General features: G+C 25.8%; 13 protein-coding genes. 8 read left to right on the top strand and 5 right to left on the bottom strand.

What is annotated here, in order from left to right; genetic code table 11:
- The first annotated feature begins 164 nt into the window (after positions 1 to 164).
- On the top strand, positions 165 to 1,721 hold the full coding sequence (locus AACH12_RS00675; protein WP_338536168.1) for an ABC-F family ATP-binding cassette domain-containing protein: 1,557 nt from the start codon (positions 165 to 167) through the stop codon (positions 1,719 to 1,721).
- A gap of 81 nt (positions 1,722 to 1,802) precedes the next feature.
- Here the strand turns inward: AACH12_RS00675 and AACH12_RS00670 are convergent, their stop codons facing one another.
- From AACH12_RS00670 to AACH12_RS00660, 3 genes are all read right to left on the bottom strand, one after another.
- Entirely contained in the window at positions 1,803 to 3,500 is a 1,698-nt protein-coding gene (locus tag AACH12_RS00670) for a hypothetical protein (protein ID WP_338536167.1), read from the bottom strand.
- A gap of 4 nt (positions 3,501 to 3,504) precedes the next feature.
- On the bottom strand, positions 3,505 to 4,278 hold the full coding sequence (locus AACH12_RS00665; protein WP_338536166.1) for an ABC transporter ATP-binding protein: 774 nt from the start codon (positions 4,276 to 4,278) through the stop codon (positions 3,505 to 3,507).
- A gap of 293 nt (positions 4,279 to 4,571) precedes the next feature.
- Entirely contained in the window at positions 4,572 to 5,084 is a 513-nt protein-coding gene (locus tag AACH12_RS00660) for a DUF1836 domain-containing protein (protein ID WP_338536165.1), read from the bottom strand.
- Positions 5,085 to 5,311: 227 nt separating this feature from the next.
- On the opposite strand from AACH12_RS00660, the gene trhA reads away from it, so the two are divergent.
- Complete coding sequence (gene trhA / locus AACH12_RS00655; RefSeq protein ID WP_338536164.1) at positions 5,312 to 5,956, top strand: PAQR family membrane homeostasis protein TrhA; 645 nt, start codon at positions 5,312 to 5,314, stop codon at positions 5,954 to 5,956.
- Positions 5,957 to 6,118: 162 nt separating this feature from the next.
- Here the strand turns inward: trhA and AACH12_RS00650 are convergent, their stop codons facing one another.
- Positions 6,119 to 7,738: an ABC-F family ATP-binding cassette domain-containing protein gene (locus AACH12_RS00650; protein WP_338537320.1), complete on the bottom strand. Its 1,620-nt coding sequence runs from the start codon at positions 7,736 to 7,738 to the stop codon at positions 6,119 to 6,121.
- 169 nt (positions 7,739 to 7,907) lie between these two features.
- Positions 7,908 to 10,775 (bottom strand): EAL domain-containing protein, encoded by a 2,868-nt coding sequence (locus AACH12_RS00645; RefSeq protein WP_338536163.1) that lies wholly within the window; start codon positions 10,773 to 10,775, stop codon positions 7,908 to 7,910.
- 301 nt (positions 10,776 to 11,076) lie between these two features.
- Here AACH12_RS00645 and AACH12_RS00640 point away from each other — a divergent pair, with 301 nt between their 5' ends.
- Genes AACH12_RS00640 through AACH12_RS00615 form a run of 6 tightly spaced genes read left to right on the top strand, consistent with a single transcriptional unit; the run spans position 11,077 to position 18,407 of the window.
- Positions 11,077 to 11,556 carry a GtrA family protein gene (locus AACH12_RS00640; RefSeq protein WP_338536162.1) on the top strand — a complete coding sequence of 160 codons (480 nt, stop codon included), beginning with the start codon at positions 11,077 to 11,079 and terminating at the stop codon, positions 11,554 to 11,556.
- A 51-nt stretch (positions 11,557 to 11,607) separates the two neighbouring features.
- Complete coding sequence (locus AACH12_RS00635) at positions 11,608 to 15,045, top strand: 6-pyruvoyl-tetrahydropterin synthase-related protein (RefSeq protein WP_338536161.1); 3,438 nt, start codon at positions 11,608 to 11,610, stop codon at positions 15,043 to 15,045.
- A complete protein-coding gene (locus AACH12_RS00630) occupies positions 15,035 to 15,715 on the top strand; it encodes a hypothetical protein (RefSeq protein ID WP_338536160.1) in 681 nt (226 codons plus the stop codon). Before AACH12_RS00635 ends, AACH12_RS00630 begins: the two co-directional genes overlap by 11 nt.
- Positions 15,712 to 16,296, top strand: a complete 585-nt coding sequence (gene xrtG / locus AACH12_RS00625) for an exosortase family protein XrtG (protein WP_338536159.1) — start codon at positions 15,712 to 15,714, stop codon at positions 16,294 to 16,296. Before AACH12_RS00630 ends, xrtG begins: the two co-directional genes overlap by 4 nt.
- Positions 16,283 to 17,656 carry a TIGR03111 family XrtG-associated glycosyltransferase gene (locus AACH12_RS00620; protein ID WP_338536158.1) on the top strand — a complete coding sequence of 458 codons (1,374 nt, stop codon included), beginning with the start codon at positions 16,283 to 16,285 and terminating at the stop codon, positions 17,654 to 17,656. The genes xrtG and AACH12_RS00620 overlap by 14 nt, the downstream gene beginning before the upstream one ends.
- Complete coding sequence (locus AACH12_RS00615) at positions 17,649 to 18,407, top strand: glycosyltransferase family 2 protein (RefSeq protein ID WP_338536157.1); 759 nt, start codon at positions 17,649 to 17,651, stop codon at positions 18,405 to 18,407. Before AACH12_RS00620 ends, AACH12_RS00615 begins: the two co-directional genes overlap by 8 nt.
- Positions 18,408 to 18,558: the final 151 nt, after the last annotated feature.

Below are 18,558 nucleotides of genomic sequence, written 5' to 3'. Positions count from 1 at the left end.
CCTAACCTAAAATAATTATAGCAGAAGATTTCTAAAACAACTATTTGTATTCAAAATTAAATATATTAGATTGTAAATATATAAAATTTTAACTTGTATTTATTTTATAATTTATATAAACTAACTAGAGTATTAGTATTTATTTGTGTTATGAAAGGAATATTATGAGTATATTAAATGTTACAAATTTAAGCCACGGTTTCGGCGATAGAGCCATTTTTGAGAATGTTTCTTTTAGACTTTTAAAAGGGGAACATATTGGATTATTTGGAGCAAATGGTGAAGGTAAATCTACCTTTATGAATATAATTACAGGAAAATTAGAGCCCGATGAGGGAAAAGTTGAATGGTCTAAACACGTTAGAGCAGGGTACCTCGATCAGCATACTACATTAAACGGCCAAATGACTGTAAGAGATGTTCTAAAAACAGCATTTAAGTACCTTTTTGATTTAGAAGAAGAAATTAATTCTTTATATAATAAAATGGGTGATTGTACACCAAAAGAACTTGAAGATTATCTTGAAGACGTAGGTGTTATGCAAGATATACTAGACCATAATGATTTTTATACTATCGACTCAAAAGTTGAAGAAGTTGCAAGAGGTCTTGGCCTTATGGATATAGGTCTTGAAAAAAGCGTTAGAGATTTAAGCGGAGGACAAAGAACAAAGATACTTCTTGCTAAGTTATTGCTCGAAAAACCTGATATTTTACTTTTAGATGAGCCAACAAACTATTTAGATGAAAGCCACATTGTATGGCTTAAAAGATATCTTCAAGAATACGAAAATGCATTTATATTAATTTCACATGATATTCCATTTTTAAATAGCGTTATTAATTTAATCTATCATATGGAAAACCAAAAATTAAATAGATATGTTGGAGACTATAATAAATACCTTGAAGTATACGAAATGAAGAAAAAACAAAAGGAATCTGCTTACAAAAAACAACAACAAGAGATGTCTCAACTTAAAGATTTTGTAGCAAGAAACAAAGCAAGAGTTGCAACAAGAAATATGGCTATGTCTAGACAGAAAAAACTTGATAAGATGGATGTAATAGAGCTAGACCGTGAAAAGCCAAAGCCAAAGTTTGATTTTAAAGTTGCTAGAACTTCAGCTAAATTAATATTTGAAACAAAAGATTTAGTTATTGGTTATGACGATCCACTTTCAAAACCACTTAATTTTAAACTTGAAAGAGGAAGTAAAATAGCAATTACTGGAGCTAATGGTATTGGTAAAACTACTTTGTTAAAAAGTATAATCGGAGAAATTCCGCCAATATCAGGAGAAGTTAAACTCGGTGATTATCAATATATAGGTTACTTTGAACAAGAAATAAAAGAAGCAAATTATAACACTTGTATTGATGAAATTTGGGCTGAATTTCCTTCATTAACACAATATGAAGTAAGAGCAATGCTCGCAAGATGTGGCCTTACAAATAAGCATATTGAAAGTAAAATCCTTGTTCTTAGCGGCGGGGAGCAGGCTAAAGTCAGACTTTGTAAATTAATAAACACTGAAAGTAACATCCTTATCCTAGATGAGCCTACAAACCATCTAGATATTGATGCAAAAGAAGAATTAAAACGCGCTTTAAAAGAATACAAAGGCACTATTATTCTTATAAGTCACGAGAGCGAATTTTACAACGATATAGTTACGGAAGTTTGGAATATTGAAGATTGGACAACTAAATTATTTTAAAAAAAATATAAAACCGTGTAAATTGAAATTTAATAATTTACACGGTTTTTATAAAAGTTTTTTTAAATTTAACTCTTTTTATCAAATCAAATCAACTTTAGCCTTAACCTCTTCTCTATCCACTTTACCTTCCCTAAATGAAGTTTTCCAAAGAAACACATTAAACAAAATCGAAATAAAAAATACTCCTATTTCTGTATATAAATTTTTAAATAGAAAACTACTTGATAATACATATATACCAATAATTAATCCTCCACCAAAAATATTTTTAAAATTTTCTTCAATTTCACTTGTTTTACTATGTTTTTCTGAGAACGGATACTTTTTTTTATTCCATCTAATTAGTAGTAAAGATTCTGTAAATAATGCTAAAAACATAAATAATAAATCATCCAAAGAAGAAACTTTAAAAATACTAATAAAAAGTATAAAAAACAATGTAAAAATTGGAATAAAATAAGAAATATATACTGCTTTAAACATACCCTTTATAGCAAAGTCTTTTCCTTTTATAGGTAAAGTTTTAAATATCCATGCACCTTTATAACTATCACTATATGATAGAGTAGACATAATACTTCCCATTAAAAAAATTCCAAAATAAAAAACCTTAATATTTTGACTTAAACTCATATTTTCAAGTACATTTTTAAATCCAGCACCTCTTAAAGATGAGAAAAAAATCAATATCAGAGGTAAAAATACCGAAAATGCCAAAGACGGAAATAGACGCATTTTTAAGGATCTGTCTTTTTTTAACATGACTTGAACAAATTTTATAAACCCTTTTTCCAAACTATCCTTTGTAAGTAAGTTGCAAATAAATTCATTAATCTTTAATTTTATTTTAAATTCCTTTTTATTATCTTCACCTGAATTTTCAAGTTTATATAGGTATTTTTCAAAATTTGGAGATATTATTTTTATATGAATAAATAAAGAAAAAATAGAGCTTACTAAAGCAATTACCGATAAAAGTATAAATATAAATCCATTATTTTTAGTAAAAATTATTTCAAAAGGCGCTGCAAACCAACTCGGAACAATAAATACGCTCCACCATTTTGCATTAAAAACTACATTTACTCCTACTACATCAAACAATCTAATTACTAACTGGTAACCAACAGATATTACTACTACAAAAAATATTTGAAGTGCATTTATTATATCTTTTAATTTTTCCCCATCAAATAAATTTAACAATATATAATATACTAGCGAAGTAAATAATATTGATAAAAAACTAATAAAAACTAATGAAATTATTAATAGCAATCCAAAAAACACACCATACCTTACTGAAAATCCAACTATTCCAGGCGTTGCTAAAAATAATAGTAGCGATAATAAATATATTAAAATATGAATAGTTCTAGCTATTGTTAATGTTTTTTTTGGTACAGGTTTTGTAAGAATTATTAACTTATCTTTTGTATCTAGCATAATCGAAGTGAAATCTGTAATCAAACTAGACATTATCATAAAAATTATAATAGCAAAAAACAAAGTTAAACCAATAAAAGGCGAATCACCTATAAAAGATAGTGAATACAAAAACAATCCTATAAATCCATAAAACCAATACATTTTAAATACATTACTATCTATTTCTTCATCCTTTTCATATCTGTTTTTATTAAATAAACTAGCCCTCCTATTGTCTAAAGTTAATTTAACACTAAGTATTCTTCTAAGTGTTTTATAATCAACTCCCATAAACCTTATTAGAAAAGCAAATTTATCTAGTATCTTAAGTGAAATAAAATCTTTCATAATATCACCTACAAATTGCAGTCACAAAACTTTCTGCAATTTCCTTATGATTGTTAAAGCCTGTTACTTCATTAAATATATCTTCAAGAGAATCATTTTTTCCATTATTTTTTAGTTCATCAAAACTTCCATCCGCTGCAATAATTCCATCATTTAATAAAACAATTCTCTCACTCAAATTTTCTACAACTTCCATAATGTGTGAAGAATAAAATATTGTTTTTCCTTTTTTTGCTAGTCCATTTAAAATTTCTTTAAATATCATTACGCTATTAGCGTCAAGACCTGTAATCGGCTCATCTAAAAAAAGAATATCTGGATTATGAATCATACTCGCTATAATAAGTAATTTTTGCTTCATACCTTTAGAGTAAGAAGTAATTCTTGCATTAAATTGCTCATTTATGCCAAATAATTTTGTAAGTTCATTTGCTCTTTCAAGTAATAAGTCTTTATCTATTTCATATAAATCACCTAAAAAAGTTAAATACTCTTTTGCAGTTAAGGTATCATAAATATCTCCGAGCTCTGGAACATAGCCAATTCTAAACTTATAGTCTACACTATTTTCTCTAATATCTTCACCAAATATTTTAACTGTGCCACTATAATCTTCTATTAGACCGAGTAGTATTTTTACAGTAGTACTTTTACCTGCACCATTTGGACCAATATATCCAATAATTTGTCCTGGATAAATTTTTAAATTAACACCTTTAAGCACTTCTTTTTGTGAATATTTCTTTGTTAAATTTTCAATTTCTATAATTGGATTCATATTAATTTTTATTACTGAAATTTTTTTCAGTAAATCCTCCTTCTTTTTAGCATTTTGTAAATATATACAATAATATACATTGCTGCACTGTCTTCTTTTTACCCATATGATAAAATAAAATCAATAAATTAACAATATTAAATTCGTTTTTTTAACTTAATTGTAATATTATTCATTTTAACTTATTTTACAATTAAAAAAAGGATAATCTCTTCATTATCCTCTTTCTAAATAACTATATGCAAATATATTCCTTATATTAACTTCACAACTATTCTCCATATTAATTGTAATTATCTATCTAATATATCTTCAATTACTCTTTTTTTAATATTCGAATCAACTGCAAATTCTATTAGGAGTTCTATCATTTCTTCCCTATTTTTTTTATCATCACTTTCAAAATTACTTTGGAATTTTTTTTCTATTTCTTTATATTTTTTTTCTTCTATTTCTAAAAACATATTATAATATTTACTTAAATTATTCGGATCATTTTCATCATCAGAATCTGATAAAATATTAATAAATCCTTTTACATCATCTATACTTAAGACATTTTTAAGCTGATAGACTAAATAAAGTCTCATTATCTGATCTTTACTATATTTTTTTTTAATCGGTTTAGGTATAACCTTAGCTTTAACATAATTGTTAATCATTGTTTTTGTTAGAATTTTTTCATCATCTTTTCTTTTTAAAACACTTAATTTTTCATCAAAAAAAATTAAAACTTGGTCCATATAAAGTGGAATATTTGGAATTAACTTTTCCTTTATCCCTACAAAATTATTAAATCTACTCATATATACCTCCAAAATTATTAAATTATCACTCAAGTATAAAGCACAAATGTACAGCCAATAATAATCAGCTATATATATATATTATAGCCTAAAAAGTTATTAAATAAAAGATTATATAGTTTTTATTACTACATGCTTTACTTTCGTTTCTAGTTATGTTAAACTCATTACATGGTATCAAATACTACATGTAAATATTTAATAATAAATAAAAGGGAAGTGTTTTTATGTCAACAATAAAAGAACCAGTAAATACAATAACTCATCTTATAGGAGCAATACTTTCACTTATTGCACTAGGACTTATGTTATTTAAATCAATTACAAATGGAAGCTCTATTGAAATAATTAGCTCAATTATTTTTGGCCTTAGTTTAATAGCTCTATACACCGCTTCAACTATTTATCACTGGATTAAATGTTCTAAAAAGACTAATCTTCTATTAAAAAAACTTGATCATTCTATGATTTATGTACTTATTGCTGGTAGCTACACTCCTATTTCTCTGCTTGCAATTAAAGGAAAACTCGGATTTTATGTTTTATTAGCAATTTGGACTCTTGCTATTTTAGGAATAATCACAAAACTATTTTGGATTAATGCTCCTAGATGGATATATACGTCTTTTTACCTAGGACTAGGTTGGCTTGCAGTATTTTTTATTATGCCAATTGTTGAAACTGTACATATGACAGGATTTTTACTTTTACTTGGCGGAGGTCTTTCTTATAGTATCGGTGCAGTTATTTATGCAATAAAATCAGACAAATTTAAATTCTCAGTATTTGGATTTCATGAAATATTTCATTTGTTTATTTTATTTGGTAGTTTCTTACATTATATGTTAGTTAGTCAGTTTTTGCTTGTTTAGGAGAATCTAAAACTATTAACAACCTATAATTTGCTAAATAAAACCTATAAGCAATATTTCAATTACAAATTTAATCTAAAAAAGACGTAAACTAAGAATAAGCAACTACTCTCTTCGTTTACGTCTTTTTTTCATATAATGGCTACTACTAATTAGTTACTATTAGTCATTATATAAATCTTTTATTTTCTTTTGAATATCATCATCTTCTAAAAACTCATCAAAAGATACTTCTTTATCAAATACTCCATTTGGTGTTAATTCAATCACTCTACTAGCAATTGTCTGAATGAATCTATGGTCATGTGATGTAAAGAGCATAGTTCCTTTAAATGCAACAAGTCCATTATTTACTGATTGTATTGATTCAAGGTCAAGATGGTTTGTTGGTTCATCTAACAAAATAACATTTGCAGCTGAAAGCATTAGTTTTGAAAACATACATCTAACTTTTTCTCCACCTGAAAGTACTTTGGCACTTTTAAGTGGCTCTTCACCTGAAAACAACATCTTTCCTAAAAATCCTCTAATAAATGTTTCTGATTTTTCAACTGAAAACTGTCTTAACCAGTCTACTAGATTATAATCTACATCCTCAAAGTAAGAAGTATTATCTTTTGGTAAATATGATCTGCTTGTTGTAACTCCCCACTTAAATGTTCCTTCATAATCTTCGTCTTCGCCCATAAGGATATTTAATAATGAAGTTCTTGCAAGTTCATTTTTACTAAGCAATACAATTTTATCACCTTTATTTACTGTAAAAGAAACATTATCAAATACTTTAACCCCATTAACCGTTTTAGATAATCCTTCAACCATAAGAATATCTTTTCCAGCTTCTCTTTCAGGAGTAAATCCAACAAATGGATATTTTCTCGAAGATGGCTGAATATCATCTATTGTAATTTTATCCAATAATTTTTTTCTTGAAGTAGCTTGTTTTGCTTTTGATGCATTAGAACTAAATCTCGCAATAAAATTTTGAAGTTCTTTAACTTTCTCTTCTTTTTTCTTGTTTTGATCTTTCATTAATTTAAGCATTAATTGACTTGATTCATACCAAAAATCGTAGTTACCAACAAATAACTTTGCTTTTCCAAAATCTATATCAAGCATATTTGTGCACACTTTATTTAAGAAATGCCTATCATGAGATACTACAATAACAATTTTCTCATAGTTCATTAAAAAGTCTTCTAACCATGTAATCGCTTTAAAGTCAATATGGTTTGTAGGCTCATCTAGTAAAAGAATATCAGGAGAACCAAATAAAGTCTGTGCTAAAAGAACTTTTACTTTTTCTGCACCCTTTAATTCTTTCATATATTTTCCATGCAAATCTTTTGTAATACCAAGTCCCATAAGCATTTTTTCTGCATTCACTTCTGCATCCCAACCGTCAAGTTCAGCAAATTCGCCTTCGAGTTCTGATGCTTTTAATCCATCTTCATCAGAAAAATCTTCTTTTGAATATAAAGCGTCTTTTTCTTTCATAATTTGATATAATCTTTCATGTCCCATTATTACAGTATCTAGTACAAGAAATTCATCATACTCAAAATGGTCCTGCTTAAGTACAGCAAGTCTTTCACCAGGAGTAATAAAAACATCTCCCTCATTTGCCTCTATTTCGCCAGAAAGTATCTTTAAAAAAGTTGACTTTCCAGATCCATTTGCACCAATAACTCCATAGCAATTGCCTGGAGTAAATTTAACATTAACATCATCAAAAAGTTTTTTGTCGCCAAATCTTAACCCTATTCCTGAAACAGTAATCATTTGTTTGTGTACTATATTAGTAGTCAAACCTAATATAGTTCCTCCTTTCAAATATATAATAAATATGCTTACTAAATAGTAGCATTTATAATAATAAAAATAGATTACACATCTAAGCATAATCTATTTAATAATACATAAACATTTCATATTTTTCAAGTGTATTGAACTATTTTCTATAATTATCTTTTATAGTTTTTTTAAGCTCACTAAATTCAATTGGTTTACTAAATAAGTATCCCTGAATCTCTTCGCATCCTTTTTCTTTTAAATACTCATACTGGTCTTCTAATTCAACACCTTCAGCAATTACAGTTAAAGATAAGTTTTTCGCAAGACCTATTATTGCATTAGTAATTACCTCACCTTCTTCAGATGTTAATTCATCGATAAAACTCTTATCAATTTTTAATTTTGATAAGGGAAGATGCTTAATATAAGAAAGTGATGAATACCCTGTACCAAAATCGTCCACTGAAATGGAACAACCAATTTTTTTAAGATCCATAAGTAGTTTTTTTACATAATTTATATCTTCAATAAACAAACTCTCTGTTATTTCAAATGTAACCTTTTGAGGATTAATTCCTATTTCTTCAATAGTATTTTTAATATATCCTATTAAATCTCCTTCTAAAAACTGTACAACTGAAAGATTTATAGAAACTGTGAGATTTTTGTATCCGGAGTCATGAATTTTTTTTATATTCGTAAGAGACTCTTTAATAATCCACTTGCCAACTTCAACTATATGCTTTGTTTCCTCAAGAAGTGGAATAAATGTTATAGGAGACACCCTGCCAAGTTTTTCATTTTTCCACCTAATTAAAGCTTCAACACTATTCCAACCTAAAGAATAAGAATCAACTATCGGTTGATATACCATATAAAATTCATTATTATTTAAGGCATTTCTAAGTTCCGATATCATTTCCATTCTATTTATAGCACTTTTATTCATTTCTTCATTATAAAATTCATATCCACCTTTATTAAAGTCTTTTGCATGAACCATTGCAGTTGATGCAAATTTAAAAATATCCAGTGGATCATTACTATCATATGGGAATGTACTTATACCAATACTTGAATATACAGTTATTTCTTTTTCATCTACAAAATATTTGCTATGAAGCTCTTCTTGTATCTTTTCAATCTCTAAAACTATTTTATTGTAATTTTCCGCTTCAAGTATAAATCCAAATTCATCTCCTCCTAGTTTAAAAAGCAAATTATCATCAAAATTAAATTTCTCAAGTCGTTTGGAAATCATTTTCATAAGCTCATCGCCAAATTTATAACTATACGCCTCGTTAATTTTTCTAAAATCATCTATTCCTATTACAATAAGCGATACAATACCATTGTTTTTAATTTTTAAATCATTTAAATAATTAAGTAACATTTTTTTATTTGGAAGATCCGTTGCAGAATCAAAATTTTCCAAATAATTAATAATTCTATCTTTTTTCTTTCTTTCACTAATTTCTTCATATAATTTTTCATTTTGAAGTTTAAGGGTTTCGAACGTTCCTCTAATATCCATTATCATTGAATTAAATGAACTAGCAAGTTTTCCAACTTCATCCCCACTATCAATTTCAATATCAAAATCATAATTTTTCATTTTAACTTGATTAGTTGCTTCAACTAATTTATTTAAATTTTTAGTTATATTTTTATTTATAAACGCAATAATCATTATTAATACTATAAATACAACTAAGTAACTAATAATTATATTTTTTATCGTATCTGTAAGCTTATTATTAACATTATCTCTTGTGTTGTTATACATATTAAAAACTTCATCATAAGGTACAATAAAACCTAAAATCCAATTTTCTTTAAAAAAACCTTTCTCCGGTGTCCAGCTATTATATATTGGAATTTTTTTTGCAATTGCAATATAATCCTTGCCTTCAATTGAAATTCTTTTATATGTGCTAGAAATAATATCTTCAACGTTTAAAGACACTACGTCAGCATACTTACTATCTTTTAAATAACGTTCCAGACTGTTAAATCCTTTTTTTGAATCATTTATATTTTTATCAGTACTAAGTAGTCCTAATATATTTTCTCCTGTTTTATTAACAGCAAACATATTCCCATTTGATTGTGATAAAAAGGCGAATCCATTTTTACCAATTTTAACATTATTAACGATACTTATTAGGTCATCTATAGGAACATCCATCGACACAGTTCCTGCAAATTCACTGTAGTTATTTGTCGCAAGCGGCTGAGAAACAGTTAACACAATTTTTCCTGTTACACCATCTTGTACGGGCGGAGTTACTCTATAATATGAATTAATTTTATCCATATCACCCTTACTTTCTTTTATAAGCTTTTCCCATTCTTCAGCTAGACCAGGATTAAAAGTATCCCAAATTGGTATATCGAAAAAATCAGGATATACTTTATAAATATCATTTCCTATATCTGTCCACGGCGAAATCCTAAAGATTTCATTATTTTTTCCACCCTGATAATATACTTGTAATTTATTAACTCCATTAGTCGAAAACGATGGAAGAATTAAATCCAAAAATATTGTCTTATCTATAAAACTTTGAGCTTTAGGATTTATTTTATTATTTTTATCAAATAATTTTCTTGTAATAAAAACAGTAGCTGGCTCATTACTTGAATTTTCATACCATGCCTTATTATATTTTAAATTATCTTTAAAAAACATATTATTTTTCATGACCTTAGTTACTTCTGACAATTCTTTATCATTGTCAAAATACGTTTGCGTTATACCTGAAAGTAAATGAATTTCACCAATAACATTATCAAGATAATTACTAATATTTTTAGATATTTCATTTAAATAATTGTCATAATACTCGTTCGATAAATTACTTAGTTCAGTATTTATTCCCTTTAAAACACCGCCTTTCAAATTAGTCATACTATTAACAATGAAAACTCCCATAAAGGCAATATAAATAGCAACAATTAAAGCTGTTACTAAAGTAATTTTTATATTTATACTTGATTTAATTTTATTAATTAATTTTATCATATTTACTCCAATCTCTTATATTAATTTTTGGAACTATACCTTATATACATACCCATAATTATTAATTCTAAAATTAAAATTTATTTTTCCTCATATAAATATTACTTTTTCGTAGCATTTGATCTAATCTTACTTATCCAATATAATATTTATATGATAAAAATTGCATTTACAAGGTGTTTAGCTATTTTTTATATCTTTTTTTTTTCATATAGTTAATTAAAAAATAATTGATATTTCGACATTTTTTTTATATAATGTATATGGATAATTTTATATTTTAAAATATAAAGAGGTAATTATGTATAATAAAATAAAAACGGAAAGTTCTTGTAAATTATTTAAACTAAATACTCTGAAAAATCTAAATTCTTTTTATAATTCTAAGTTATTAAGATATTTTATTATTTCTTGCATTGTCACTTTTATTGATTTTACGGTACTTTCTTTTTTTATGCAATTAAGTAATAATATTATTTTTTCTAATACATTTGGAATATTAACTGGAGCTCTTTTTCAAATTAATCTTAATTATAAATTTGTATATAAACATAAAAAAGGTTCTATTGATTTGTTTTTTTTCATAATCACTTTTCTAATCAATCTATTTATGGCAGATTCTATCATTTATATAGGATATCATATGTTAAATATCAATATGTATATAAGTAAATTTTTATCTATTTCTATACCATTTATTATTACATATTTGCTAAGAGATTATTTAAATAGCAATCGAGACTATTACACTAATATATTAGTTAAAGCCACATATAAATGAGTAATATTATTAAAGAATTAATCATCAATTAAACTACAAAAGGGGATACTAATGTTATCTAGGTCATATAAATTTAAATTCTATTTAAATGCAAAACATTTTTTATATATAGATAACAAAAAATCTTTGGTTCATCCCCATACTTGGGAATTAACTTTTTTCCTAGTTAAAGAGAACACAGAGTTTATTCAGTTTACTGATTTAGAAAAAATTATTTCTAACTATCTCTTAAAGTATGAATCTCGCATTATTAATGAAGTTAAACCGTTTGATTCAATTGTTCCTACTATGGAAGCAATTGGAGAAATTATATATACAGATATTTCAAAAAGTATTCAAAAATATTCATTTTCTTTATTAAAGCTAGAAATTAGCGAAAACTCAGCAAGAACCTATATCATTAATAATGAAATGCATAATTTCAAAGGCTTCAACCCTATTAAGGAAGAACTAAATGATTTAAATCAAAAGTACACTTTAATAAAAAAAAGTATAGAAACAATTTCGTCACATAATGATAATGATAATATTAATAAGGTTAAAAAAACAACAATTTTAAAAGAAAGTGAAACTACTAACCAAGAAAATTTAAGAAAACTTATAAAAGAAATTATTGATAATAGCATCACTAAAATAGATAATACCATAAGTCATGATGATAATAAACTTTCCAATGAGATTAAATCAATTAATACGAGTTCAATTGTAAATGAACCACAGAAGTTACAAGCACAAACAATTTATAGTGACTTAGCTCCAAATAATCACGATGAATTAAGTAGTTCTAAAAATATATTACCCACAATTGATCCACCTATAGAAAGTTCAAAAACAAATACTCAAAGTAACACAAATGAATTAACTAACAGTCTAGCGCTTTTAAATAATAGATTATCAAAAATTACTGAATTAGCAGAAACAACGAACAAACTTTCAGTAGATAACACAAAGAAACTTGAAGAAGTTATAAATAAAAATATTAATTCATCTTATTCTAAGGAAACTTCTAAAAACGAAAAAAAATTATCTAATAAAAAAAAACTAATATCTACTAATGTTCTTTCTGTTCTAATACTAGTACTTTCCTATTTAGCTATTTTTTATTTTTTATTTAAAAACGGTTCTTCTCCTTGGGGATCTGACACATATGGTCATCTATTTAAATCACATTTTTTATACACTAGATTTATTAACGGCGATGTTTTCCCACTTTTTACAAAGCTTTGGTATAACGGAATTCAACCCTTTAGATACTGGGCTCCTTCTACTTACTATGTACTATTAATTGGCGAATTAATTTCAAAAGGTAATTCAATTTTTTCTTTTTATTTTTTTACAAGCTTAGTATTTTTCATTGGAGCTATCCCTTGGATATTATATGGAAAGCATAATAATAAAATAATACTTGGCACTATTTTAGGAGTGCTATGGTTTATTCTACCAGATAACTATAGAGTTCTTTTTGGCGAAGGAAATTTACCAAGAGTTGTTGTTACAACTTTATTTCCTTACATTTTAATTAATATTTTTTATTATTTGGATTATAGAAAAAAAATTCAATTGATCTATATATTTATTCTTATGTTTTTTATTACTTTGACACATGCAATGATTGCAGCCTTAGTTGGAATAACAATTTTTTTATTTTTATTTATTGACGTATTTTCTAGTAAAAAATATCTAGAAGCTATGCATATTCTATTTTCATCTGTATTAGGAATTGTTTCTGCTAGTTTTTGGCTATATCCTGCGTTAAAAGGAGGAATTATTTCACTTAATTCTTCTACTAATTTAACTGTTATGCAGCAATTAACATATAAAATTTCACAGTCTCTAAATCCTTTTTTTAGATTAGGGCCTTCTTTAAGTGATTCTTACTACTTTGGATTATCTGCAGTTTTAATTTCGCTTATAGCAATTATTATTGCAAAAGGGAAAATAAAAACTTCTTTTCTTATGGTTATAATTATTTTTTTAGGAACAACAAAATGGTTTTTATTTATACTTAAAAAGTTACCACTTAGTCAACTGTTTTGGATGATGAGATTTACCCCTTTAGCAATGGCTTTTTTACTAATAGCAATTCTTTCTTTTAAAAAATTAAAAAAGAAATATGTTTTTTTTATAGTACTAGTCCTTCTTATTGAAGGTATTTTTACAATGAGCATTATTCAAGTAGCACAGGAAAATCACAGAGCATATGAATCTCTTAATTATGCTACAAGTATTGCTAGTCAAAGAATTGGTGTATTAGATTTAAGTACATTTGATTCTGACCCCAGCTATTATAGTTCATACACAAACAAAAACAAAGAAATTTCGCAAATTTTTGGCTGGGCATGGCAAGGAGCTACTACATCCGAAAATATAGTTTGGTTAAATTATGCTCTTGAAAAAGGGTATTATAATTATATTTTTGATAGATCACTTGAAATGGGTGCAGATACCTTATTAATTAGAAAAAAATATATAGAAGATCTTAATAGATTAACTATTTCGGCTAATAAGCTAGGCTACAAACTAAAATATGTAGATGATGATGCCTATATATTTAAATATCCAATTGATACCACTTTCGCTACTAAGGTTAATTACGAAATTCTTGGCATCGGTTCTTATGCAAATAATCTTATTTTTGCATTTCCTACTATTAAAATTGGTAATTATAATTCTATAGACGAATACACATTAGATGAATTATCTAAATATAAAAAAATAATACTTAGTGGCTTTGATTACAATGATAAGTCAATAGCTGAAAATAAAATTAAAAAACTTTCAGATTTAGGAGTAGAAATTTATATTGATTTAACTCATTCTAAAACAAATATGCTCTCTCAAAGATCGGAATTCTTAGATGTAATAGCTCAGCCAATTAATCTACATTATACATTTCCAAATATAGATTATAATGGCGAAAACTACTTATTCAATGATTTTAACTCAAATGATATAAATTGGAATACAAATTACTTAGTAAATCTAGATAAAGAACTTGGTATAAGTCAAATTGATGATAAAACAATAGTTTTTTATGGAACAAAATATAATAATAATATTAAATTTGTTGGTCTAAATTTATTTTATTATTCTTATACTAAACGTGATCCTCAAGTCCTTAAACTGCTTGAAAATATTTTAGGCCTTAAAGCTGAAGATACTCCTAAAAGAATAGTAGTTCCTATTACAAAGAAAAGAGTTGGGAATACCATTCAAATAAATGCACCAAAAGGGACTCTATCAGATATAGCTTATTTGGATTCATTTAAAACTAAACAAGCAACACAAAAAATTCATAACTTAATTTATCTTGTAGAAGGAAATACTAATTTAGACATTGTATATCCTTATTTTAACAAGGGCTTATTATTATCTATGATTGGACTTTTAATATTTTTAATCTATATTAATAAATACAAGCAAATAAATTATTTATATACTAAGTATTCAAATATCTTAATTGAAAGGAATAATACTATTGTTAAATAAAAATAATTTTTTCAAAATATCTTTTTCTATAATCATATTCCTTTCATTAGTACAAACAAATATTTCATTTGCATCAACTATTCATCTTGATGGTTATATTGATGATTGGAATGACAAACCTATTTTATACGATGATTATGAATATAATGTACGAACATATAATAATATATATTCCACTTCATGGTTTACAGATGAAAATAATTTTTATATTAAAATTGAGCGATACGGATATAGACGTTTAAAAAGTAAATGGACCACCTATGCAAACTTGTTCTACGCAAATAAAAAATACAAGCTTGAATTTAACTATTACCCCAAGACAAGAAAAGTTTATGTAAAGCTCTTTGATATTACAAATTCAAATATTTTAATATGGGCAGATAACGGACGTTGGGGTGGAAGAGGCTTTAACAAGGGATTCCTTTTTGAAGCTTATGCTCCTCTAGAAAAACTCGTAGGAAATACAACCGGCGGATACGAACTACGAGCTGTTATACATTCTAGTAACGATAGATCACCAGACTATGGAAGAATTACAATTGCATCTCTTACAACTTTATCAATTTTACTCGAAATACTTCTTGGATTATTTGGAATACTTATAATCTATATTACTCATTTCAAGAAAGGAAAAAGTGTTACTATTTTACACTTAACTAATAAATTATGAAATTTTATTTTTCTTTAATAATTGTATTTATCTTACTTAAAATTCTTAGAAAAAACAATCTATTTTTCTTTTATTTTATCTTAGGTAGTGTAAGCTCTTTTTTAATAATGCTTTATTTTGGCGGAGATGAGTTTGAAATTTTACTTAAACATATTATTTCTTTTTTTATGTATCATCTAACACTTTATATTCCAAGGGCAAGTGTTTTAGAAGATTATTTTTTAATAAACATTAGCTTAAAAGACGGAAGTGCTATGTCATGGATAATTGATTATGAATGCACCGGTATAGTTGAAATGTTAGTTTTTTATTCTTTACTACTTTTTTATCCTATAAAAGATATTTTCTATAAAACTAAATATTTTATTATGGGTACTATTTACTTAATAACTGCAAATATTTTACGTATGTTTGTAATACTCTTTTCAGTACTAAAATTTGGTGAAAATATATTCTATTTTTCACATGTAATATTAGCTAGAATAGTTTTTTTTATTCTGGTTATAATTTTATACTATAACGTATTTACAAAAAAACATGTACGTCAACAACTAGTAGGTGATCTTTATGATAATAAATAAAACAATAACTATTTTAATGTACTGGATTTCATGGCTTATAATTCCTCTGGCCATTGAATTTTCTACAAATTTAATTAGTGGATTTTTTTTAATAATAAAAAAAATCAGATATAAAACCCGAAATAGAAAATTAGATTTTTATCCACTCGTTTCTATTTTGATACCGGTTTACAATTCTGAAAGTACTTTAATGCAGTGTTTAAACTCAGTAGCATCTCAAAATTATCCTCAAAATAAGATGGAAGTATTTCTTCTTAATAATCAGAAAACTAGAGGTGACAGCTTTAAAATTTTTGATACTTTTAAAGAAAATAATCCTAATATTAATATTTGGTGGTATGATACTTCAAGTGGAAAAGCAAAGGCACTCAATTTAGGTATTCTCTCTTCAAAAGGTGAATATATCATAAATATTGATAGTGATGGTTGGCTAGATAAAAATGCACTTAAGAGTTTAATAATTAAATTTAAATCTGATAGTAAAATAAGTGCCTTAACAGGGGTAATTCTAATTGATCCAAATTATATAAAGGATACTAAAAACATTTTTCTTAAATTACTTCAAAAATGTGAATCATTTGAATATTTAGAGTCGTTTTTAATTGGTAGAAATTTCAATTCAATATTTAATTCAATGTATACTTTAGCCGGAGCATGTTCTGCATTTAAAAGAGAAAGTCTAATGCAAACTCAACTATATAACTTTGAAACCGTTGGAGAAGATACTCATATGACTTTTCAAATACGCGATTTTACAAAAGGTAAAATTCTTTTAGCAGAAGAAACTTTCTTTTTTGTTGATCCAATTGAAAGTGTTGATAAATTATATGCTCAAAGACAAAGATGGCAAAAAGGACAAATGGAGGTTGCAAAATTATTTTCAAAATTTCACATTGGAAAATTCTTTGATTTTTTCACAAAATTTCCTGTAAGACTGCTAATAAACGATCACACTTTAGTGTTCCCACGCCTTATCTGGATTTTTGGAATGATTTTTCTATATTTTAAAGGATATCCTACAAAAATACTTGTTTTTTCAAATGTTTTTTTATATTTAATGTACGTTTTTATTAGTTTTTTTAATTTTTTTATCGCTTATATTTATTTAGAAAAACAACATATTACAAAAAAATTTCTCTCAAAAAATGTACTTATAGTTTTTCTACTTCCAATTCATAGATTTATTAATTATTGGATTAGAATTGCAGGAATTATAAATAGTGCCTATGTAAATGAAAAATGGGACAACATTTCATACAAAGAAGAATTCAAAATTTTTTTTAATAGTATAGATAAACTATATAGAAAAGAGTTTGATAAAACAATATATAAAATCAAAAAGGAGATATTAGATGAATAGTTTATTTGTAGTACTTCCAGCATACAACGAAGAATATAATATAGTAAAGGTAATTGAAGATTGGAGAAGTCAAAATAAGACTTTTTTAAAAGAAAATTTACTTTTAAAGATTGTAGTTGTAGATGACTTTAGCACCGATAACACATTTAAAAAAATAAATACATTTTACTCAAATAAAAATTCTATCCATATTATTAAACATAGCAGAAATAAAGGATTAGGTGGGGCAATAAAAAGTGGAATCGAATTTGCTCTAAGTGAAGCTAATGAAAACGATCTACTTTTTATTATGGATTCTGACTTTACTCATAAAGCTAAATTCTCAATCAATATGTTAAATCATATGAATAATACTTCTTCTGATGTTGTTATAGCATCAAGGTTTCAAAACGGATCTAAGGTTTTGGGAGTTCCAAAGCATAGACTTATGCTAAGTTATTTTGCAAAAAAATATTATTCATTAATTTTAAATGTTCCAAATGTTAGAGACTATACATGCGGATATAGACTTTATAATATTAATGCTTTAAAAAACGTAAAATCAGTTTATAAAGATTCCTATATTTCAGAAATGGGATTCACTTGTATGGTAGAACTTTTATATAAACTTCATAGAACAGGCTCTTCGTTTTCCGAAGTACCATTCTCCCTTCACTACGATGAAAAAGAAGGTGAAAGTAAAATGAAAATTCTAAAGACATCTTTTAATAGTTTAAGAATTCCTTTTTATATTAAAAGTATTACTCAATAAAATAATAGCTATAATTAAATTGTTAAACCTTTATTATACATTTTAATATATTATTTAATTTGTATTTTAAAATAATATTCATATACAAAACTACTATATATGGTATATAATATTTATATAGATTATACAGAAAACGAATTATACTATTTGT

The organism is Helicovermis profundi, assembly GCF_033097505.1.
Taxonomy (GTDB): Bacteria; Bacillota; Clostridia; order Peptostreptococcales; family Acidaminobacteraceae; genus Helicovermis; species Helicovermis profundi.
The sequence above is the reverse complement of the archived record's forward strand: the minus strand, read 5'-3'. Positions and strand labels throughout refer to the sequence as shown.